We start from the raw sequence: 20,792 nt of genomic DNA on the forward strand, positions 1-20,792 counted from the left end.
GAACGGTGCAGGCCAGGCCTCCGCGGGACATTGCGATCACAGCGATTTTTACGCTTGTCGCGGGCTGCGCCGTGGATGCCGGGTCCGTCGTCTGTCGGCCCGCCACCGCCTGATCTGCGCCTATCCGCGCACGGCACATCGTCGGCCCCGTGACCCCACAAAAGTTCGCCCTGCGCAGAACATTTCGCCGATCGTCGCCGGTCAGAGCTCTGCTAGCGTCCCGATTCGACACGGTGACCCGCGCGACGACCGATCGCGCGCCGGGGACCGCCGTCCTCTCCGAAGGATCCATCGACGGATCCGGCGACCGAAAGGTGTTCCACGTGAAGCGAACGCGACTTCTCGCACCGGTGGTGACCGCACTCGCCGCGGCACTCGCACTGACTGCGTGCGGCGGCGGCACCAGCGACAGCTCGGACGGCGGGGCGAGCCAGGCCGCGACGACGACGACACTCTCGCTGGTGGGCTACGCCGTCCCGCAGCCCGGTTTCGCGAAGGTCATCCCCGGCTTCCAGGCCACCGCGGCCGGCAAGGGCGTCGGCTTCAACCAGAGCTACGGCGCGTCGGGCGACCAGTCCCGCAAGGTCGTGCAGGGCCTGGCGGCGAACGTCGTCGCGTTCTCGGTCGAGCCCGACGTCACCCGCCTCGTCAAGGCCGGCAAGGTCGACCAGTCCTGGAACACCGGCCCGTACAAGGGCGTCGGTTTCGGGTCGGTCGTCTCGATCGTGGTCCGCAAGGGCAACCCCAAGGGCATCAAGACCTGGGACGACCTGCTCAAGCCCGGTGTCCAGGTCATCACCCCGGACCCGCGCTCCTCGGGGTCGGCGAAGTGGAACCTGCTGGCCCCCTATGCCGCCGCCAGCAACGGTGGGGCGAACAAGCAGGCCGGGATCGACTTCGTGACGAAGCTGGTCACCGATCACGTCAAGGCCCGTCCCGGGTCCGGTCGCGACGCCTCCGACCTGTTCCTCCAGGGCGCCGGTGACGTCCTCATCTCCTACGAGAACGAGGCGATCAACCTCCAGCGCCAGGGCAAGGACATCGAGTTCATCGACCCGCCCACCACCTTCAAGATCGAGAACCCGGTGGCCGTGGTCAAGGGGTCGAACGAGACCCAGGCGAAGGCGTTCGTCGACTACGTCACCTCGCCGGCCGGCCAGAAGCTCTGGGCGGAGGCAGGTTTCCGTCCCGTCGACACCACCGTGGCGAGCCAGACCGCCGGCGACTTCCCGTCGCTCGGCAAGGTGTGGACCATCAGTGATCTGGGTGGATGGACGACGGTCGACAAGGAGCTGTTCGACAAGCAGAACGGCCTCCTGACCCAGGTGTACGCCAAGGCGACCGGCTAGATGTCGGTCCTCGGCGGCCCCTCCCTGGGCCCCGCCGCGACCACCGCGCCGTCCACACCCCCTCCGGGGCGTGGGCGGCGCGGTGTCGGTCCCGGGATGGCCCTGGGTATCGGTGCGGGCACCCTCTGGCTCAGTCTGATCGTCCTCATCCCCATCGCCGCGATCGTCGCGCGTTCGGTCGACGGCGGCTGGTCGGCGTTCGTCGACGCGATCACCTCCGACGCCGCCGTGGCCGCGTTGAAGGTCACCGTGGGGACGTCCGTCGTCGTCACCCTGATCAACGCCGTCGTCGGCGTGCAGATCGCGTGGGTGCTGACGCGCGACTCGTTCCCCGGCAAGCGGCTCCTCGACGCCCTCATCGACCTGCCGTTCGCGTTGCCGACCATCGTCGCGAGCATCGTGCTGCTGTCGCTCTACGGCCCCGACAGCCCCGTCGGGATCCATGTGCAGCAGACCAAGATCGGCCTCGGGATCGCGTTGCTGTTCGTGACGCTGCCGTTCGTGGTGCGGACCGTGCAGCCGGTCATCCTCGAGCTCGACCGCGACGCCGAACAGGCCGCGGCCACCCTCGGCTCGACGTGGTGGACCACCGCCCGGCGCATCGTCTTCCCCGCGCTGGCCCCCGCGCTGCTGTCGGGTGCCGGCCTGGCGTTCTCCCGGGCCATCGGTGAGTTCGGGTCGGTCGTCCTCATCGGCGGTGGCATCCCGAAGCAGACCGAGGTGTCGTCGCAGTACATCCGGTCGTTGATCGAGCAGGACAGCCCGCAGGACGCCGCCGCCGTGTCGGTCGTGCTGCTCGCGTTGTCGTTCGTGGTGCTGCTCGTGCTCCGCCTCGCCGGCGACCGGCTCTCGCGAAGGGAGGCGCCCACCCGTGCGACAAAGACAGACGGCTAGACACCTCAACCGCGCGTTCACCATCGTCTATCTGACGATCCTCCTGGTGGTCCCGCTCGGACTCATCCTCTACCGCACCTTCTCCCCCGGTGTCGGCGCGTTCATCGACTCGATGTCGTCGCCCGCAGCGATCTCCGCGATCAACCTGTCGCTGCTGATCGTCGCGATCGTGGTGCCGCTCAACGTCGTGTTCGGTGTGATCCTCGCGCTCGCACTGGCCCGTGGGCGGTGGCGCGGACGGGCGATCGTCCAGGCGATCGTCGACCTGCCCTTCGCCATCTCCCCCGTCATCGTGGGCGTCTCGCTGATCCTCGTGTGGGGCGTCGACGGGTGGTTCGGGTTCGTCGCCGACTGGGGTGTGCAGATCATCTTCGCCGTCCCGGGCATGGTGCTCGCGACCGTGTTCGTGACGCTGCCGTTCGTGGTGCGCGAGGTGGAGCCGGTGCTGCGGGAGATCGGCGTCGAGCAGGAGGAGGCCGCCGCGACACTGGGGGCCACGGCGTGGCAGACGTTCCTGCGCGTCACGCTGCCGGCCATCCGCTGGGGTCTCGGCTACGGCGTGATCCTCACCGTCGCACGCAGTCTCGGCGAGTTCGGCGCGGTGATCATGGTGTCGTCGAACCAGCCCGGTGTGTCGCAGTCGCTGACGCTGCTCGTCTACGGCCGCCACCAGCAGGGCAACGAGTACGGCGCCTACACGGCGTCGACGATGCTGATGTTGCTCGCGCTCGTCGCGCTGGTGCTGATGACCGTGTTCGCCCGTCGGAAGGACGCGGGGACGTAGCCCCCGGGGACCGGGGAGCTAGCCCCGGTCCGACGGCACCGAGGACTTCGCCATGTCCGGGTGCTCGTTGGCGATCGCGGTGATCATCCCGGACCCGATGACGCCGTGCTCGTCGGCGAGGGTCGAGGTCCCGACGGCGATCCCGTCGGCGTCGGTGTGCGACATCGCCTGCACACCGACCCACTCGCTCTCGGGCAGGCGGGTGAGCGCGATGGTCAGATCGCCGTTGATGTACGGCACCCAGTTGGTGCCGACGTTGGTCACCAGGCTCGTCCACTCGGCGACCATCGCCACCCGCGCGTAGGGGCCGGGTTCCCGGCCGGCGGTCACCTGCGGCGGACGCCACCACGCCGAGAACCGGTCGGCGTTGCGGTGATCGGCGAGGTCGGCGGTCCAGCCCGCGGAGTCGGAGTGGTACCAGGCCACACGCTCGGACGGCGCGGCGTCGAACGACGGCGGTGCCGGGATCTCCAGGTCGGGTCGCCACCGCTCGCCGTACGCGTTCTGCGTGCGGCGGTACTGCACCGCGGTGGCGATCGCGACGACGCGGTCGCCCTGCACGGCCTCGGCGTGGCAGACGATGATCCGGCGACCCGTCCGGACGACCTCGGTGCGGACGGTCGTCGGACCGGTGCGGAACGGACGCAGCAGCTCGACGGTGATGCGGCCCGGCGTGAAGCCGTCGACGCCCTGATCGTCGTCGAGGACCTGCGCCAGCAGCCCCGTCACGGCCGGACCCGCCACATGATCGGGGCCCCAGCCGCTGAGCGAGATCTCGGTCGCGCGGTAACGCGGCCCGTCGTCGGTGTGGTCGACGTCGAAGAAGTGCGTCATCGTGTCACGTTCTCACGCGGGGGCTCGACCACCGTCCCCCGCCACCCGCCGACGATGCGCATCGCGTGGTAGATCGCGAGGGCGGCGACCGCGCCCAGGGCGATGCCGCCGAAGGCGAGATCACCGATCGTCCAGGAGAAGTCGGCGATGCCGATGACCAACGGGATGGCCGCGGTGAACTGGTTGATCGGGCGGGAGAAGTCGACCCGGGCCGACACCCAGATGTTGACGCCGAGAACGGCGACGAGGCCGTAGAGCGCGGTGGTGACGCCGCCCAGCACCCCCGCCGGGATCGAGGCGATCACCGCGCCCACCTTGGGCGACAGCCCGAGCAGGACGGCCCCGACACCGGCCACCCAGTACGCGGCGGTCGAGTAGACGCGGGTCGCCGCCATGACGCCGATGTTCTCGGCGTAGGTGGTCGTCGCCGACCCGCCACCGGACCCGGCGAGCAGGGTGGCGATGCCGTCGGCGGTGAGGGCCCTGCCGATCTGGTGGTCGTGGTCGACACCGGTCATCGTCGTGATCGATCGGACGTGGCCGATGTTCTCGACGACGAGGACGAGGACCACCGGGATGAACAGCGGCAGCACCGACAGGTGGAAGGACGGCGCGGTGAAGTCCGGCAGGCCCACCCACGACGCCGCGCCGATCGCGTCGGTCTCGACCTTTCCGCGGGCGAGGGCGATCAGGTAGCCGACGACCACGCAGACGACGATGGCCAGGCGTCCGAACAGCCCCCGGAAGAACACGAGCACCGCCACCAGGAGGACCAGGACGATCGTCGCGGTGACGGCGTCCTTGGTGAAGTTCGTCTTCGCCGTCGGGGCGAGGTTGAGACCGATGATCGCGACGATGGTGCCGGTGACGATCGGTGGCATCAGCGCCTCGATCCACCCGGTGCCCGCGCGCTGGACGATCAGACCGATCACCGCGAGCAGCACGCCGACCGCGACGATCCCGCCGAGTGCCGAACTCTGGCCGTGGGACGCCGACGCGGCGGTCACCGGCGCGATGATCGCGAAGCTCGACCCGAGATAGCTGGGGAGCCGGTTGCGGGTGATCAGCAGGAACAGGATCGTGCCGATGCCCGAGAAGAGCAGCGTCGTCGCGGGCGGGAACCCGGTGAGGACCGGCACCAGGAACGTCGCCCCGAACATGGCGACGATGTGCTGCAGGCCGATGCCGACGGTCCGGGGCCAGCTCAACCGGTCGGCGGGGGCGATCACGCCGCCGTCGGCGAGGTGGGCTGCGTCGACGCGCCGCCACCGGAACATGGCGCCGATGGGCGGCTGCTCGGGCGGATCTGCGGTGGGGGTCGGTGAGGCCGGGCTCTGCGACATGCGGGTCAGTCTGACGGACACCCGACGGTCGCGGGTGGTGGGGACGTCAGCAGGCGCGCCCGAGCGGCGTCACCAGTGCCGCCGTCATCTCGTCGTCGGAGGGGAACACGTCGACGTCGCTGCGGCGCAGGGCGAGGAACGCCCCCAGGCGAGACATGCGGGACGGGGCCGGGGTCGTCGGTGGCGGTGCGGGAGGCGATGCGACCGGGACGTGTGTGGCCCCGACGGTCGCGGTGGTCCGAGACGGACGTTCGCCGTATGCCATGACCTGCTCCTGCCATCGGCCCCCGCGCACAACCGTACGAAAGACGCGATCGCGGATCAATAATTCGAACATGTGAATACCCTGGTTCGACGTCGTCGGCATGTCGGCCGGGTGAACGTCACCCGTGACGACCCCCGACACAGCACGATGGACGCATGAGTGACTTCAACGCGCAGATCATCTCCGAGTTCCGGGCGAACGGTGGGCACGTCGAGACCGCCGGGTTCGGCGACAACCTGCTGATCCTGCACACCATCGGCGCCAAGTCCGGCCAGGTCCGGGAGATCCCGCTCTTCGCCCTTCCCGACGACGCCGCGTGGCTGGTCGTCGGATCGGCGGCCGGATCACCGAAGCACCCCGCGTGGGTGCACAACCTGCGTGCGCATCCCCAGATCGACGTCGAGAAGCCGGGCCAGGACGGGATCGACACCGTGTCGGTCACCGTGACCGAGGTCGCCGACGACGACTGGGCGGCCACGTGGGCCCGGTTCACCGAGGCGTCACCCGGCTTCCGGGAGTACGAGAAGACCGCGGAGGGCCGGCGCTTCCCGATCTTCCGCCTCGCACCCTGACACCCCGATCGCCCCGGCCCGTTCGGTGACGGCCGGGGCGACGACGTCACTTGCGGGAGGCCGCCAGTTCGTCGAGCGTCTCGCGGGCGCTGTGCTGGGGGTTCCACCCGAGCTTCTCCCGGGCACGGCTGGTGTCCATCACCACCGATGTCCGGCCGATGTGGATCCACTCGGCGAACGAGGGCAGGAACGGCATCCGCTTGACGACCTCGGCGGCCGCCCGCACCCCGACCGCGGGGAACGGGACGGGTTGGCCGCCCAGTGACTCGACGATCTCGCCGAGACTGACCGTGCCGTCGCCGGCGATGTTGTAGGCACCCGGTGGGGCGTCGGCGACGGCGCAGATCGCGATGGCCGCGGCGACGTCGTCGTGGTGCACCAACTGCACGGGCACGCCGTGGTCGGGAAACGGCATCCGTAGGCCGGGCACCGCGTTGAGCAGCGACTTCGCCAGTCCCGGGAGCATGTTCCACGGCATCGACTCGGCCAGCGCCGGGGACTTCGGCCCCGCCACGATGCAGGGCCGCAGCGTGAAGACCTCGAGATCCACACCCTCGACGAGGTCGGCGATGGCGAGCTCGCACTCCGCCTTCTGCGCCGAGTAGTAGTGCTCGGCCGATCCCCGGATCGGCGTGTCCTCGGTCAGCGGCAGCGGGTTGTCGTCGTGATAGCCGTACGCGGCGACCGACGACGTGTAGACCATGCGGGTGGGTCGTTCCGCCGCGATGGTCGCCTCGAAGACGGTGGTGGTGCCGGCCAGGTTGACCCGCGCGGCCTCCTCACGGGAACCGATCACGATGAACGCCAGGTGCACGACGACGTCGGCGTCGACGACGAGCCGGTCGACGGCCTCGCGGTCGAGGATGTCGCCCTGTCGGTACTCCGTCTTGGTCCACCCGTGGTCCGTCGGGTCGAAGGGCCGTCGCGCCATCCCGATGATCTTGTCGACCCGGTCGTCGGCCTCGAGGGCCGTCACCGCCGAGATCCCGATCTCACCGGTGGGCCCCGTGATCGCGACCGTCACACCCACAGAGCACTCCTCGCGTTCGCCGTCATGTGCAGATGGTCGCATGCGATCGGTCACGGCTCCGGCACTTTCCGCGACACGAAACCGCCACGATCGCGTATCACCCTCGCACGGTGCACATCCCGCACCGGTCGGGACGCGCCGATCGGACATCGGTCGAAACCGTTGCGGGAGCACCGGTCCGGACGGTCGAGAAAGCGATCAGACGTCGCGCCGGACGAGTTTGCGCTCGGCCTCGGTCAGCACCGTGCGCGCCAGTTCCCGGAACTGCTCGAACTGCCCACGCCCGCCGTAGCGGGCCCGCAGGCTCGGATACCGGTCGTGGTGCGCCGCGGCGGCGACGGCGTTGGCCTCACCGATGTACCCGGGGAGGACATGGGCGATGGTCGGATCGCGGCGCAGGCGCAGCACGGTGTCGCGGTGCAGGGTGGCGGCGGCGCGGTACTTGCTCACCACCACACCGAGTTCGACGATGGGACGGCCGATCTCCTCGGCGAAGCGCATGATCTGCTTCTGCACCTGTCCGATCCCGTAGGTGGACAGCACGTCCGGGATGGTGGGCACGAGGTACCCGTCGGCCATCGCGAGCCCGTTCAGCGTGAGCGGACCCATCGACGGCGGGCAGTCGAGCAGGACGACGTCGTAGTCGTCGAGCACGGGCCGCAGCGCGTCCGCGAGGGTCCCGACCGCTGCCAGGGTGTCGTCCCGGCGGACCCGCAGCGCGCTGAGTTCCTCGGTGATCTCGACCAGGTCCAGCGACGACGGCAGCAGGTCGACGGTGTCGACGCCGTCGACGGAGGAGACGTCACGCTGCAGCGCCTCGGACAGTCGGAAGTTCTCGGTGCCGTCGACGACGTCGGCGAAGAGGGTCGCCAGGGTTGCGCCGCGATCGTTCAGCTCGGTCCACCGGTCGGCGCCGATCATCATGGCGGTGAGGTTCATCTGGCTGTCGAGGTCCACCAGGAGCACACGCCGACCGAACTCGCCCGCGAGGAACTCGCCGAGGCCGGCGGTGACGGTCGTCTTCCCGACCCCGCCTTTGAGGTTCAGCGTCGCGATGACGGCGGGCACGTCAGAAGCCTAGGGCGCCCGCCCGAATCCGCTGCCGTGAACCACGAATCCGTTACTTTGGCGCACGTGTTCCCCATCGTCAATGCGTCACCGCGACAACGCGTTAGGAGGTTCGATCGTATTTGTGCCCGCTATCACCCGACTGCGCGGATTGTGTGTTCTCATTGCTCCTGACAGATGAACGGCACGTATCGCTCACCTGACGATCCTGCTGGGAGGGCGCGTTCGATGCACAACGAGGTGATGGCCTTCGGGGGCCTGAACCCCTCCGCGGCGGCCGTGACGGCCCCCGCTCCCCTGACGACGTCGTTCTCCCTGGTCAGCGCGCCGGACGCGATCCCCGTCCCCACTGCGGGCCCGGTTCCGCGTGCCCGGTGGAGCGCGCGCCGTCGCCAGCGCGATGCGGTCCCGGTCGCTCGTCGTGTGCCCGCCATCGGTGGCGTCCGCGGCCGGATCACGACCGGCACCGACGACGGGACCACGCTCACCGTCACCTCGGTCCCCCACCGCGGCACCGTCACGGTCAGTGACGGCGGCGAGTTCACCTACCTCCCGTGGTCGGTCGAGCGCACCCGCGTCCGCCCCGGGCGACCCGTCGTCGACGTGTTCCGTGCCGTCGTCGACGACGACCGCGACCGGCGGTCCGCGGTCGCCGTGGCCGCCGTGGTCACGTCGGCGTCCTGTCCCTGGCCCCTCGCGTACACCGCGAACGCCATCGGTTCGACGACCGTCACCGTCGACGAGCATCCCCGGGGCGTCGCACTGTCGGCAGATGGTGCGGTGCTCTACACCCTGAGCAGCACGGCGTCGTCGCTGACCGCGATCGACACCGGGACGATGACGGTGCTCGGGTCGCTGTCGCTCATCGGCCGCCCGACCGACCTCGCCCACGACCACTCGACCGGCCGGCTGTACGTGACGCTGACGGCCCTCGACCTCGTCGAGATCGTCGACATGCGCACGTTCGAGGTCGTCGACGCGATCGGCGTCGACCGGCCGCGGGCGATCGCCGTCGTGCCGGGGCGTGCCGTCCTGATCGCGACGGTCGGCGGCGACCTCGTCGCTGTCAGCGTCGTCACGCATGACGTCCTCGCGGTCACCGCGGGCTGCGGCCTCCCCCGGACGGTCCGCGTGACCGCCGACGGCCGCACCGCCGTCGTCCTCGACGAGTCCGGGACCGACGCCCGACTGCACCGGGTGCGGTCGCCGCTGGCCGACCCGCACCGGGCGGGCGTGTTCCGCGCCGACGGCTTCGTCTTCGATGTGGCTCTCACCGCCGACGGCACCCGCGCGCACCTCGTCGAGGACGGCACGCGTTCGCTGATGACCGTGGACGTCGCCACCATGACCTCGGTCGCGGCGACCCCGCTGGAGTCGTTCCACACCGGCGTCGCCGTGAGCACCGACGGTCGCTGGGTCTACGTCTGCGGGGCTTTCGACGACTGCGTGCGCCTGGTCGACACCGAGACCGGCGCCGTCGTGTCGTCGGTGGAGACCGGGGAGTTCGCCCGCGACGTCGCGATCGGCACCGACGGGCGCGCCTACGTCACCTCGTCCGCCGGCGTGAGCGTCGTCGGCGGTGCGTTGTGCGGCTCGATCGTGGCCGACGACAGGACGCCCTGCCGGTTCACCCTCACCGCGGCACCGGCGCACGGCACCGTCGAGGTCACCGAGGACGGTGCGTTCGTCTACGTGCCGTCGCGACCTCTCGTCGACGGCGACTCCTTCACCGTCAGCGTCGAGGACGGCCGTCACGCACCCGTCGCAGCGATCATCCCGGTGATCACCGGACTTCCCGGCACCTGCTGAACGCCGCCGCCGCGGGCCAGGACGTCACCGTGGGCTAGGACGTCACCGACACCGGGTCGACGTCGTCGAGCGGACCGGTGAACTGGCTGGTGTAGAGACGGTGGTAGGCCCCCCGGGCCTCGAGGAGTTCGTCGTGGCTGCCCTGCTCCACGATGCAACCGGCCTCCATCACCAGGATCAGGTCGGCGTCACGGACCGTCGAGAGACGGTGGGCGATCACGAAACTCGTGCGATCGACCCGGAGCGCGACCATCGCCTTCTGGATGAGCAGCTCGGTGCGGGTGTCCACCGAGCTGGTGGCCTCGTCGAGGATGAGCAGCCGCGGCTGGGCCAGGAACGCCCGAGCGATGGTGATCAACTGCTTCTCCCCGGCGCTGACGCCCCCGCCCTCCTCGTCGATGACGGTGTCGTAGCCATCGGGCAGGGTCGCGACGAGCCGGTCGACGTGACCCGCACGGGCCGCCGCGAGCACGGCGTCGCGATCGGCCGTCGGGTCGCCATAGGCGATGTTGTCCCAGATGGTCCCGCCGAACAGCCACGAGTCCTGCAGCACCATGCCGGTGCGCGAGCGCAGATCGGCGCGTGTCATCGATCGCGTCTCGACGCCGTCGAGCTCGATGGCGCCGGAGTCGATGTCGTAGAAGCGCATGAGCAGGTTGACGACGGTCGTCTTGCCCGCCCCGGTGGGTCCGACGATCGCGACCATGTTGCCCGGTTGCGCGGCCAGCGACAGCGCGGTGATGAGCGGTCGGTCGTCGCGGTAGCGGAAGTCGACGTCGGTGAACGCGACCCGCCCGCGGCCGTCGTCGGCGGGGGTCGCGGCGTCGAGCGGATCAGGGGTCTCGACGTCCTCGTCGAGGATGTCGAAGATGCGCTCCGCCGACGCGACACCGCTCTGCATGAGGTTGAACATCGAGCCGATCTGCGTGAGCGGCTGCGTGAACTGCCGGGAGTACTGGATGAACGCCTGCACCTCACCGAGGCTCAACGTGCCCGACGCCACGCGCAGGCCACCGACGACGGCGATGGCCACGTAGTTCAGGTTCCCCAGGAACATGATGGTCGGCATGATGATCCCGGAGATGAACTGGGCCTTCCAGCTCGCCGAGTAGAGGACAGCGTTGCGCTCGTCGAAGCGGTCCTGCACCTCCTGACCGCGGCCGAACAGCGCGATCACCTCGTGCCCGGTGAACGCCTCCTCCACCTGCGCGTTGAGCGCGCCGGTGTTCTTCCACTGGGCCAGGAAGTGCGGCTTGGACCGCTTGGCGACGAGTGCCGTCGCGACCACGGCGAGCGGGACCGTCGCGACGGCGATCAACGACAGCAGCGGTGAGATGACGACCATGACGATCAGCACGGCGATGACGGTGAGCACCGAGTTGAGGAGCTGGGTGATGGTCTGCTGCATCGACTGCGCGAGGTTGTCGATGTCGTTGGTGACGCGGGAGAGCAGCTCACCGCGCGGGGTGGAGTCGAAGTAGCGCAGCGGCAGGCGGTGGATCTTCTCCTCCACCTCGGCACGCAGTTCGCGCACCGTCTCCTGCACGGTGATGTTGAGCAGCAGACCCATCGCCCACGCGAGGATCGCCGACACGACGTAGAGCGCGAGAACGAGCGTGAGGGTGCGTCCCAGCGCGGTGAAGTCGACGCCGGCGCCCGGGGTGAGATCGGTGGCGGCGACGAGATCGGCGAAGGTCCCGTCGCCCTTCTGCCGTAGACCCTCGACGGCCTGCTCCTTGCTGATCCCCGCGGGCAGCTGACGGCCGATCACGCCCGCGAAGATGATGTCGGTGGCGTGGCCGAGGATGCGCGGCGAGATGGCGGTGAGCACCACCGAGCCGACGGTGCAGAGCACCACCACGATCAGTGACGTGCGGCGCCGGGCGAGCCGGCCGAGCAGTCGGCGCACCGACGGTCGGAACGAGCGCGCCTTCTCCCCGGGCATGCCGCCCGCCGGGGGACCAGCACCGGGGCGGGTCATCGGGCGCCCTGCACTGCCATCTGGGAGTCGACGATCTCGGCGTAGGTCGAACAGGAACGCAGCAACTCGTCGTGGGTCCCGATGCCCACGGTCCGGCCGTGCTCCAGCACGACGATCTGGTCGGCCTCGACGATGGTGGAGACCCGCTGCGCCACGACGATCACGCAGGCCTCCCGGGTGCCGGGGCGCAGCGCGGCCCGCAGACGGGCGTCGGTGGCGAGGTCCAGGGCGGAGAACGAGTCGTCGAAGAGCAGGATCGACGGACGACGGATCACCGCGCGGGCGATCGCGAGACGCTGTCGCTGCCCGCCGGAGACCGTCGTCCCGCCCTGCGACACCGCGGTGTCGAGGCCGTCGGGCATGTCGCGGACGAAGTCCTCGGCCTGGGCGATCCGCAGCGCATCCCAGATCTCCTCGTCGGTGGCGTCGGCCCGGCCGTAGAGGAGGTTCGAGCGGATGGTGCCGGAGAACAGGTAGGGCTTCTGCGGTACGACGCCGATCGCGCCCCGCAGCAGCTCGAGGTCGAGGTCACGCACGTCGGTGCCGCCGACGGACACGCTGCCCTCGGTGGCGTCGATCAGGCGGGGGATGAGGGAGAGCAGGGTGGTCTTGCCCGCGCCGGTCGACCCGACGATCGCGGTGGTGGTGCCGGGACGCGCGGTCAGGGTGATGTCGCAGAGGACGGGTTCGTCGGCGCCGGGGTGGCGGAACTGCGCGTCGCGGAACTCGACGACACCGGGGTCACCGGCGAAGCCGACGGGGGTGGTCGTGGGGACGACGGAACTGTCGGTGCTCAGGACCTCGCCGATGCGCTCGGCACACACCGACGCGCGCGGCGCCATCATGGCCAGGAACGACGCCATCATCACGGCCATGAGGATCTGCATGACGTAGCTGATCATCGCGGTGAGGGCACCGACCTCCACGGCGCCCGCGGAGATGCGGTACCCGCCGACCCAGACGATCGCGACCATGGTGACGTTGGTGATGAGCAGGACCGTCGGGAACATGAGGGCGACGAGGCGCCCGACGCGCAACGACGCGGTGGTGAGGTCGTCGTTGGCGACACCGAAGCGGGTGCGTTCGTGGTCCTCCCGGACGAACGCCCGCACCACCCGGATACCGGTGATCTGTTCCCGCAGAACACGGTTGACCGCGTCGATGCGGGTCTGCATAACCCGGAACTGCGGGATCATCCGGCCGATGATGAGCGCCATCGCCCCGCCGAGCAGCGGGACCGCGACCACGAGCACCCACGCCAGCGAGCTGCCCACCCGCACACCCATGACGACGCCGCCGATGCACATGATCGGGGCGGTCACCAGGATGGTCGCGGCCATCACGCCGAGGAGCTGCACCTGCTGGACGTCGTTGGTGGTGCGGGTGATGAGCGAGGGTGCGCCGAACGTGCCGACCTCACGGGTCGAGAACGACCCGACCCGGCGCATCAGGTCGGTGCGCATGTCCCGTCCGGCACCGAGCGCGGCGCGGGCCCCGAACCAGCTCGACGCGATGCTGCCGACCACCTGCACGACGGAGAACAGCAGCATCCACATGCCGAGGTGGAGGATGAGGTCGGTGTCACCGCGGGCGACACCCTCGTCAATGATGTCGGCGTTGAGCGTCGGCAGGTAGAGCATCGCGACGGTGGCGATGACCTGCGCGACCACGACCGCCCCGATCTCACGGCGATACGGCGCGAGGTACTGCCGCAGCAGGCGTATCAGCATCGGCCCGACCGGCAGACGGGCGGGTGCGGAGGCGGGGTGAGCACCTCGGGAACGGTACCAACGCCCTCCGACCGCCGCCCGTCGATTTTTCGCCGGGACAACGACCGTCGGGCAGGTTCCGCGGGGTAGGGCCACGTCACCGGCACGAGGGTGTGACCATTGTCGGCATGATCACGTTCCGCGCACGCATCATCGGCATCGGGCTGGCCGTCCTCACCGCGGCCACCCTGGGCGCGGTCGCCCCAGCGACCGCCGACACCGCCTACGGCGAGTTCACCGTCGGTGGCCGCATCGGGGAGGCGTTCGACGCCACCGGCGGCGTCGGCACATGGGGCAACCCCATCACCGGTGAGCGCGCCGCCTACCAGAACGGTCGTTTCCAGGTCTTCGAGAAGAACGTGTCGTTCTACTGGAAGGCCTCGATCGACAACGGTCGCGCGCACTACGTCGGCGGGGCGATCCGCGGCAAGTGGGGTGCGCTCGGCTTCGAGCGGAAGGCGTTGGGCTACCCCGTCACCGACGAACTCGACGTCCCCGGCCGCGGCAAGCGACAGGACTTCCAGGGCGGCAACCTCTACTGGTCGTCGTCGGGTGGTGCCCACCCGGTGTGGGGCGGGATCCTCGGTCGCTGGGCGTCACAGGGCGGTTCACGCGGGTTCTTCGGCCTGCCGCAGAGCGACGAGTACCGCGTCGGCAACCGGTACGCGCAGGACTTCCAGGGCGGCACGCTCTTCTGGCCGTGACCGCACCCGTCGACTGGGCGGTTGCAGACGTCGAGTGGGCGGTTGGAGACGTCGACTGGGCGGTTCAGGGTGGCAGGCGGTCGCCGCGGGTGGCGACGAGGTCGGCCACCGGCACCGACGACACCGCCGCGACGGCCCCGGTGATCGCGGCTCCGATCGCGCGGGCGAACCCCGCGGGATCCCGGGCGGGGTCCCCCTCGTCGACCACATGGTCGACGATCCCGCGCGCGGCGAGCGCGTGGGCGCGGATGCCCTGACGCTCGGCGAGCACGTCGGCGTGGTCGGTGTCGCGGAACACGATGAGGCTCGCACCTTCCGGCGGCAGCGGTGCGAGCCACGCACCCGACGCGGCGATCACCCGGTCGGCCGGGAGCAGAGCCAGGGCGGCGCCCCCGGCGCCCTCACCGAGGAGCATTGACACCGTCGGCACGGGCAGCGAGATGAGATCGGCAAGGCAGCGGGCGATCTCGCCGGCGAGGCCGCCCTCCTCCGCCTCGACGGACAGATCGGCGCCGGGGGTGTCGACGACCGTCACCAGCGGTAGTCGGAGATCGGCGGCGATCTGCATCCCCCGCCGTGCCACACGCAACGCGGCGGGGCCGAGGCGCGAGCCCGGGCGCTGCAGGCGCCGGTCCTGGCCGACGATCACGACGCCGGTGTCGTCGAGACGGACCAGTGCCACCAGCAGCCCGTGATCGCTCTCGCCTTCGCCCGTGCCGCTGAGGTCGACGACGTCGGAGGCGATGCGCGACAGCACCTCTCGGACACCCGGACGGTCACCGCGACGCGAGGCGGTGACCACGTCCCACGCGCTCCCGGACTGCAGCGGTACGGACGCGGGTGCAGCGAGGGCGTCGACGGCGGCGGGGCGGGCTCCGACGATCCGCAGCACCGCGTCGACGACGGTCGCGAGCCCGTCGACGTCGAGCACGAGGTCGGCGAGTCCGTGCGCCCGGAGGTTCTCGGCACGTTGCACCCCGTCGGGGAATGCCTCGCCGTACAGGCCCTCGTACACACGCGGACCGAGGAATCCCACGAGCGCGTTCGGCTCGGCCAGCGTGACGTGCCCCAGTGACGCCCACGAGGCGAAGACACCGCCGGTGGTCGGGTGACGGAGGTGGACCAGGTACGGCAGGTGGGCGGCCTTGTGGGCGACGACCGCGGCCGTGACCGGCACCATCTGCAGGAACGCCGGTGTGCCCTCCTGCATCCGGGTGCCGCCCGACGCCGGCAGCGCGACGACGGGCAGGCGTTCGGCGGTGGCACGACGAATGGCCGCGGCCATCCGCGCGCCGGCGTCACGGCCGATCGAACCGGCCAGGAAACCGAACTCGCTGACGACCACGGCCACTCGATGTCCGCGGATGCGCACGCAGGCGGTGAGCACCGACTCGTCGACACCCGTCGTCTCGCGTGCCCGCCGGAGCTCGTCGGCGTACGACTGCTCCGGCGGCAGGTCCACGATGGGGGTGTCCCAGCTCTCGACGCTCCCCTCGTCGGCAAGAGCGTCGATCACCTCACGGGCGGTGCGTCGGTTCACACCCCCATCATGGCTGCGCCACTACTTCTGGGCGGGCAGGACGTGCTCCCCCGTCTTGTCGCACGAGAGCGCCAGCGACGAGATGTACTGCTTCTCGCCCTTGGGTCCCGGGACCGCCGAGGCGATCATATCGGGCCGCTCGAACTCGACGCCGGTGACGCAGCACATCAGCTTGACGTCGGTCGGGTTGCCGTCGGCGTCGAGCATGGGGATGTCGATGCCGTCGTCGGTGCGCCGCAGGTAGAACCGGCCCTGCGTGGCCAGCGCGATGATCGGCGGGAGCACCAGCGCGAGAACGAGAGCGACGATCGGCGAGTACGGCTGGATGGCGTCGCCGAAGGCGTGGAAGTACACCAGGATCGACGCGCCCGCGGCCACGATCACCGAGACGAACCCGACGGGGTTGACGTTGTGGAGCATGCCCCGACGGAACTCCGGCTGCTTGGGTGAGATCCCCAGCAGGTACTTGTTGATCGCGATGTCGGACGCGACGGCGACGATCCACGCGATGCCGCAGTTGGCGTAGAAGTTCAGCAGGTTGTTGAGGAAGCTGAACATGTCGGCCTCCATCAGCACGATGGCGATGGCGACGTTGAACACCAGGAACACGATGCGACCCGGGTAGGTCTTGGTGACGCGGGTGAAGCTGTTCGTCCACGCCAGCGAGCCGGAGTACGCGTTGGTGACGTTGATCTTGATCTGGCTGATCACGACCAGGATGACGGCCAGGGTCAGCGCGAGCCAGTGCGGCATGAAGTCCTCGTAGATCGCGAGGAACTGCTCGACCGGCTGGTTGGCGACGCCGGCCTGCGCGGAGAAGTTGAGGATCAGGTAGACCGCGAGGAACAGGCCGACGACCTGCTTGATCGCACCGAAGAAGACCCAGCCGGGGCCGGCGGTGATGACGGCGGTCCACCAGCGACGGCTGTTCTCGGCGGTCTTGGGCGGCATGAACCGGAGGTAGTCGATCTGCTCGGCGATCTGGGCGATCAGCGACAGACAGACACCGGCCGCGAGCATCGTCCCGGCGAACGAGACGCCCTGTCCGCCCTTGGCATCCGTGCCACCGCTGTAGGCGAGGAAGTCGCCGATGGCGTCGGGGTGGGTGATGAGCAGGTACAGGAACGGCAGCACCATCATCACGAGCCACAGCGGCGTCGTCCACACCTGCAGCTTCGCCAGCGTGTTCATGCCGTAGATGACCAGCGGGATGACCAGCACCGAGGACACCAGATAGCCCAACCACAACGGGATGTGCAGTCCGAGTTTCAGGCCCTGGGCCATGATCGAGCCCTCGAGGGCGAAGAAGATGAACGTGAACGACGCGAAGATCACGTTGGTGACCACCGAGCCGTAGTAGCCGAAACCGCTACCGCGGGTGATGAGGTCGAGGTCGATGTTGTACCGCGCCGCGTAGTACGCCAGCGGATAGCCGGTCACCACGATCACCACGGCGAAGAACAGGATGCCCCACAGGGCGTTCCCGGTGCCGTTGGCGATGCCGATGTTGGCGCCGATGGCGAAGTCGGCGAGGTAGGCGATGCCACCGAGGGCGGAGATCGCGACGACGCCCGGACCCCATTTGCGGTAACTGCGTGGGGCGAAGCGGAGGGTGTAGTCCTCCAACGTCTCCCGGGTCGCAGCCGCGGCTGGGCCGGTGGCGAGGGTACTGGTGGTGGGCGGTTCGGCCACGGTGTCCGTCATCGACGCTCCTGTTCGCGCACTGGGTATCTCGCCCGCTGCTGGGCAATAGCGCGAAAGTAGGGACGCCGTGTGTCGATCGCTGTGCCGCCATGTTTCCGGCAGGAAAACTCGCACGGTTAGCCTTGCGTAACAATCCCGGGTGCCGTAAGGCACCCTCCGACCGCTCTCGTACCCTGGTGACGATGAGCAACAAGGTGCCGACCGTGACGGTCTGTCGCGGCTGCTGCTGCGGCACCCGCAAGAAGCACCCCGACGTCGACCACGACGCTCAGCTCGACGTGCTGCGCGAATCCGCCTCCGACGCGGCGCGGGTCCGGACCAGCGACTGCCTCGACGACTGCAAGCGGTCGAACGTGATGGTCGTGACGCCGTCTCGCGGGGGTCGCGCCGAGGGTGGACGACCGGTGTGGCTGCAGAAGGTACTGACGGTCTCGGCGATGCACGACATCGGCGAATGGCTGCACGCCGGAGGCCCGGGCATCGCCACCCCACCACCTGCGGTCGAACGCCTCGTCTATCGCCCCGGTTCGTCGAAGAAGGGCAAGAAGAAGAAGAAGGGCTGACCTTGCGGATCAGCGCCCGGTGAACCGCGGCGCCCGCTTCTCTGCCCGAGCAGCCCGCCCCTCGGCGAGATCGTCGCTGGCCCAGGCGCGCAACATCGCGTCGCGCCGTGAGGCCGGCGGCTCGTCCCGGGCGCCGTCGCCGGTGAACACCGCCTTGTAGTGGGCCAGCGTGAGCGGCGCCAGCTCGGCGATCGAGGCGGCCCACTCCTGCGCCGCGGCGAGATCCCCCAGGCGGTTGGCGAAGCCGGTGGCCAGAGCCTGCTCGGCGGTCAGCGGGTCACACCCGATGAGCATGCCGCGGGCCGTACCCGCCCCGGCGAGCGAGATCAGACGCCGGATGGTCCACTCGTCCACCGCCACACCGATCTTCGCCGCCGGGATGCCGCAGATCGCCGTCGGGGACATGACGCGGAGGTCGGCGATCATGGCGAGCTGCAGACCAGCACCGAGCGCGCTGCCGTTCAATGCCGCGACGACGGGAACGGGGATCGACTCGAGACGGGTCAGCGTCTCGACGAGCGATCCCAGGAAGTCGGGGTCGTAGACGGGCCCCGAGAGATCGGCACCCGCGCAGAACACGTCGCCCGCGCCGGTCAGGACGATCGCGCGCGCACCGGCTGCCACAGCATCGTCGAACGCAGCTGCGAGGTCGGCCACCATCGCATGGTCCAGAGCATTCCGCTTGTCCGGGCGGTGCAGCTCGATGGTGGTGACGGAACCCTCCGCCGTGCTGACGATCATGGCGCAACACTATCGGCGAGGCCCAGACGTCGAAGCGATACCCGATGGCGTCACCATCACGCGACTATCTCGGGTGCCGCGTCGAACGCAACGACATAGCGGTGTGTCGAGGACGTCGCCCGCGGATCGTGGGACCAGATCGCCGACGCTCAGAGTCGTGGACGGCGAATCGCGTTCGCCACGTCGGCCATCGCCTCGGCGTCGCGGGCCGGGCAGAGCTGGATCATCCGCACTGCAGCATGGCGGCGACCTCGAGGCGGTTGTCCCCAGCTCATTCGAACATCCTGGCGAATGTCGCACGTCTGTTCTATGATGGAGGTGTTGCTGTAGCTGGGGGGAGGTGCATCGTGGACGACGGTCTGGTCGCGAGATATGTAGCGTTGCATCGCCTTCTGGGTGAGATCGCCGAGGCGTCGTCGGATGCGTGTTCCGAGCGTGAAGTCGCGGAGTTGGCGATCACGCATGAGCGGGCGGTCCGCACGATGGGGTCGATCGGTCTGCGACGCATCCTCGACGTCAGCGATCGTGACGCGCACACGTCGGTGCAGTGCTCGACGCTCACACACTTCGTCGCTGAACGCTTACGATTGCCGAATCCCAAGCGGCGGTTGAAGCAGGTGCTCGCACTGTCAGAGATGCACTCTGTGACCGGCGAGAAGTTGCCCGCGAAGTGCCCGGAGACCGCGGCGGCGATGGCCGATGGTGACCTCACCCACGAGCATGTGGATGCGGTGCTCGGCGTGATGGACAAGGTCCCGGCTGCGACGTCACCGGAGGTGCGGGAGAAGGCCGAGGAACAACTCGCCGACATCGCCCGCCATCATTCACCGAAGGACATCCACCGCGCGGGTGCGCGGCTGCTCGCCCACATCGACCCCGACGGTGCCGAACCGTCGGATCGTGATCGGGCCCGGCAGCGATCACTGTCCTTGGGCAACCAGGACCCGCAGCTCATGTCCAAGCTGCGCGGGAATCTGGATCCGGTTACCCGAGCCCTGTTCGAGGTGGTGTTGGCGAAGTGGGCCAAGCCCGGCATGAACAATCCTGACGACGAGGCCTCACCGCGCGGCGGGGTGGGCGACGACGGCATCGACACCGACGCACTCACCGCGGCCGCAGAACGGGATTCGCGGACCCAGCAACAGCGCAACCATGACGCGCTGAACGCGCTGCTGCGTGCAGCGGCCGACGGCGGGCTGCTCGGGAAGTCGCATCGTGGACTGCCGCCGCACCTGATCATCTCCATCACCGACACCCAACTCCGCGAACGCGCGGGGATCGGGCACACCGCAACCGGGACCGATCTCCCCATGAGCGAGATCATCAAACTTGCCGCGCAGGCTCAGATGCATCTGGCCGTGTTCGACGACATCACCGGCGAAGCCCTGTTCTACGGACGGTCACGCCGACTCGCGTCGGAGGCGCAACGGTTCGTGTCGTTCGCCCAGTACGGCGGCTGCTCGATGCCCGGCTGCCCGGCACCGTTCTCCCACACCGAAGCTCACCACGCCGAACAGGACTGGGCGCAGGGCGGATCGACAGACATCAGCGACCTCGCCCCCGCGTGCGGGCCGCACAACCGGGCCGTCCACGACAGGCCCGGCGGCTGGCAAACGCAGAAGATCCGATCCGGCCCCGACCGCGGGACATTCGGGTGGACCGCCAACGGCACCACCGACCCACCCAGAACCAACCACCTGCACCGACCGGATCAGATCCTGGCCGACCACGCACCACCCGACCCGGACGCCTCGCCGGTCGAGAACCTCCTGGCAGAGGTCGTCGCCCGGCAGCTGCCCCACGTGGACATCCGCTGGTGGCCGGACCGCGCTGCGTAGAGTC

Annotated in this window: 19 protein-coding genes; 8 read left to right on the top strand and 11 right to left on the bottom strand. The window is 69.5% G+C overall.

Annotated features, from left to right (window positions below):
- The first annotated feature begins 323 nt into the window (after positions 1-323).
- From LX14_RS02290 to LX14_RS02300, 3 genes are all read left to right on the top strand, one after another.
- A complete protein-coding gene (locus tag LX14_RS02290; RefSeq protein WP_253645666.1) occupies positions 324-1,349 on the top strand; it encodes a sulfate ABC transporter substrate-binding protein in 1,026 nt (341 codons plus the stop codon).
- A 96-nt stretch (positions 1,350-1,445) separates the two neighbouring features.
- Positions 1,446-2,243: a sulfate ABC transporter permease subunit CysT gene (cysT, locus tag LX14_RS02295; protein ID WP_253645667.1), complete on the top strand. Its 798-nt coding sequence runs from the start codon at positions 1,446-1,448 to the stop codon at positions 2,241-2,243.
- Positions 2,221-3,027 (top strand): sulfate ABC transporter permease, encoded by an 807-nt coding sequence (locus LX14_RS02300; protein ID WP_253645668.1) that lies wholly within the window; start codon positions 2,221-2,223, stop codon positions 3,025-3,027. The genes cysT and LX14_RS02300 overlap by 23 nt, the downstream gene beginning before the upstream one ends.
- 18 nt (positions 3,028-3,045) lie before the next feature.
- On the opposite strand, the gene LX14_RS02305 is transcribed toward LX14_RS02300, so the two are convergent.
- The 3 genes from LX14_RS02305 to LX14_RS02315 form a co-directional block, all read right to left on the bottom strand.
- The gene (locus LX14_RS02305) at positions 3,046-3,861 is read right to left on the bottom strand and encodes a thioesterase family protein (RefSeq protein WP_253645669.1); all 816 of its coding nucleotides are present in this window, start codon (positions 3,859-3,861) and stop codon (positions 3,046-3,048) included.
- A complete protein-coding gene (locus tag LX14_RS02310) occupies positions 3,858-5,138 on the bottom strand; it encodes a uracil-xanthine permease family protein (RefSeq protein ID WP_253647855.1) in 1,281 nt (426 codons plus the stop codon). The genes LX14_RS02305 and LX14_RS02310 overlap by 4 nt, the downstream gene beginning before the upstream one ends.
- 112 nt (positions 5,139-5,250) lie before the next feature.
- Positions 5,251-5,469, bottom strand: a complete 219-nt coding sequence (locus LX14_RS02315; RefSeq protein WP_253645670.1) for a hypothetical protein — start codon at positions 5,467-5,469, stop codon at positions 5,251-5,253.
- 155 nt (positions 5,470-5,624) lie between these two features.
- On the opposite strand from LX14_RS02315, the gene LX14_RS02320 reads away from it, so the two are divergent.
- Entirely contained in the window at positions 5,625-6,041 is a 417-nt protein-coding gene (locus tag LX14_RS02320; RefSeq protein WP_253645671.1) for a nitroreductase/quinone reductase family protein, read from the top strand.
- A gap of 46 nt (positions 6,042-6,087) precedes the next feature.
- On the opposite strand, the gene LX14_RS02325 is transcribed toward LX14_RS02320, so the two are convergent.
- Entirely contained in the window at positions 6,088-7,071 is a 984-nt protein-coding gene (locus tag LX14_RS02325; protein ID WP_253645672.1) for an NAD-dependent epimerase/dehydratase family protein, read from the bottom strand.
- Between the two features lie 198 nt (positions 7,072-7,269).
- Positions 7,270-8,139 carry a ParA family protein gene (locus LX14_RS02330; RefSeq protein WP_253645673.1) on the bottom strand — a complete coding sequence of 290 codons (870 nt, stop codon included), beginning with the start codon at positions 8,137-8,139 and terminating at the stop codon, positions 7,270-7,272.
- 228 nt (positions 8,140-8,367) lie between these two features.
- Here LX14_RS02330 and LX14_RS02335 point away from each other — a divergent pair, with 228 nt between their 5' ends.
- Positions 8,368-9,948: a YncE family protein gene (locus LX14_RS02335; RefSeq protein ID WP_253645674.1), complete on the top strand. Its 1,581-nt coding sequence runs from the start codon at positions 8,368-8,370 to the stop codon at positions 9,946-9,948.
- Positions 9,949-9,982: 34 nt separating this feature from the next.
- On the opposite strand, the gene LX14_RS02340 is transcribed toward LX14_RS02335, so the two are convergent.
- Both LX14_RS02340 and LX14_RS02345 read right to left on the bottom strand, forming a co-directional pair.
- On the bottom strand, positions 9,983-11,929 hold the full coding sequence (locus LX14_RS02340; RefSeq protein WP_253645675.1) for an ABC transporter ATP-binding protein: 1,947 nt from the start codon (positions 11,927-11,929) through the stop codon (positions 9,983-9,985).
- A complete protein-coding gene (locus tag LX14_RS02345; protein WP_253645676.1) occupies positions 11,926-13,659 on the bottom strand; it encodes an ABC transporter ATP-binding protein in 1,734 nt (577 codons plus the stop codon). Before LX14_RS02345 ends, LX14_RS02340 begins: the two co-directional genes overlap by 4 nt.
- Before the next feature lie 167 nt (positions 13,660-13,826).
- On the opposite strand from LX14_RS02345, the gene LX14_RS02350 reads away from it, so the two are divergent.
- A complete protein-coding gene (locus LX14_RS02350) occupies positions 13,827-14,402 on the top strand; it encodes an LGFP repeat-containing protein (RefSeq protein ID WP_253645677.1) in 576 nt (191 codons plus the stop codon).
- A gap of 64 nt (positions 14,403-14,466) precedes the next feature.
- Here LX14_RS02350 and LX14_RS02355 read toward each other — a convergent pair whose 3' ends face one another.
- Together LX14_RS02355 and LX14_RS02360 are read right to left on the bottom strand one after the other, a co-directional pair.
- The gene (locus tag LX14_RS02355; RefSeq protein ID WP_253645678.1) at positions 14,467-15,942 is read right to left on the bottom strand and encodes a carboxyl transferase domain-containing protein; all 1,476 of its coding nucleotides are present in this window, start codon (positions 15,940-15,942) and stop codon (positions 14,467-14,469) included.
- Positions 15,943-15,963: 21 nt separating this feature from the next.
- Complete coding sequence (locus tag LX14_RS02360) at positions 15,964-17,646, bottom strand: purine-cytosine permease family protein (RefSeq protein ID WP_253645679.1); 1,683 nt, start codon at positions 17,644-17,646, stop codon at positions 15,964-15,966.
- A gap of 182 nt (positions 17,647-17,828) precedes the next feature.
- Between LX14_RS02360 and LX14_RS02365 the strand changes: the two genes are divergently transcribed.
- Positions 17,829-18,209: a (2Fe-2S) ferredoxin domain-containing protein gene (locus LX14_RS02365; RefSeq protein ID WP_253645680.1), complete on the top strand. Its 381-nt coding sequence runs from the start codon at positions 17,829-17,831 to the stop codon at positions 18,207-18,209.
- 9 nt (positions 18,210-18,218) lie between these two features.
- Here LX14_RS02365 and LX14_RS02370 read toward each other — a convergent pair whose 3' ends face one another.
- Both LX14_RS02370 and LX14_RS02375 read right to left on the bottom strand, forming a co-directional pair.
- Positions 18,219-18,950 carry an enoyl-CoA hydratase gene (locus LX14_RS02370; protein ID WP_253645681.1) on the bottom strand — a complete coding sequence of 244 codons (732 nt, stop codon included), beginning with the start codon at positions 18,948-18,950 and terminating at the stop codon, positions 18,219-18,221.
- Positions 18,951-19,099: 149 nt separating this feature from the next.
- Entirely contained in the window at positions 19,100-19,486 is a 387-nt protein-coding gene (locus LX14_RS02375; protein WP_253648036.1) for a hypothetical protein, read from the bottom strand.
- Here LX14_RS02375 and LX14_RS02380 point away from each other — a divergent pair.
- The gene (locus tag LX14_RS02380) at positions 19,433-20,788 is read left to right on the top strand and encodes an HNH endonuclease signature motif containing protein (protein ID WP_253647856.1); all 1,356 of its coding nucleotides are present in this window, start codon (positions 19,433-19,435) and stop codon (positions 20,786-20,788) included. The genes LX14_RS02375 and LX14_RS02380 overlap by 54 nt on opposite strands.
- The last annotated feature ends 4 nt before the right edge of the window (positions 20,789-20,792 follow it).

This window comes from Williamsia deligens (genome assembly GCF_024171765.1).
GTDB classification, from domain to species: Bacteria; Actinomycetota; Actinomycetes; order Mycobacteriales; family Mycobacteriaceae; genus Williamsia_A; species Williamsia_A deligens.

Coding starts and splice junctions, on each gene's coding strand:
- LX14_RS02340 (WP_253645675.1), bottom strand. CDS start 11,929: ATGACCCGCCCCGGTGCTGGTCCCCCGGCGGGCGGCATGCCCGGGGAG.
- LX14_RS02360 (WP_253645679.1), bottom strand. CDS start 17,646: ATGACGGACACCGTGGCCGAACCGCCCACCACCAGTACCCTCGCCACC.
- LX14_RS02370 (WP_253645681.1), bottom strand. CDS start 18,950: ATGATCGTCAGCACGGCGGAGGGTTCCGTCACCACCATCGAGCTGCAC.
- LX14_RS02345 (WP_253645676.1), bottom strand. CDS start 13,659: ATGCTGATACGCCTGCTGCGGCAGTACCTCGCGCCGTATCGCCGTGAG.
- LX14_RS02350 (WP_253645677.1), top strand. CDS start 13,827: ATGATCACGTTCCGCGCACGCATCATCGGCATCGGGCTGGCCGTCCTC.
- LX14_RS02305 (WP_253645669.1), bottom strand. CDS start 3,861: ATGACGCACTTCTTCGACGTCGACCACACCGACGACGGGCCGCGTTAC.
- cysT (WP_253645667.1), top strand. CDS start 1,446: ATGGCCCTGGGTATCGGTGCGGGCACCCTCTGGCTCAGTCTGATCGTC.
- LX14_RS02365 (WP_253645680.1), top strand. CDS start 17,829: ATGAGCAACAAGGTGCCGACCGTGACGGTCTGTCGCGGCTGCTGCTGC.
- LX14_RS02380 (WP_253647856.1), top strand. CDS start 19,433: ATGGGGTCGATCGGTCTGCGACGCATCCTCGACGTCAGCGATCGTGAC.
- LX14_RS02315 (WP_253645670.1), bottom strand. CDS start 5,469: ATGGCATACGGCGAACGTCCGTCTCGGACCACCGCGACCGTCGGGGCC.
- LX14_RS02310 (WP_253647855.1), bottom strand. CDS start 5,138: ATGTTCCGGTGGCGGCGCGTCGACGCAGCCCACCTCGCCGACGGCGGC.
- LX14_RS02335 (WP_253645674.1), top strand. CDS start 8,368: ATGCACAACGAGGTGATGGCCTTCGGGGGCCTGAACCCCTCCGCGGCG.
- LX14_RS02320 (WP_253645671.1), top strand. CDS start 5,625: ATGAGTGACTTCAACGCGCAGATCATCTCCGAGTTCCGGGCGAACGGT.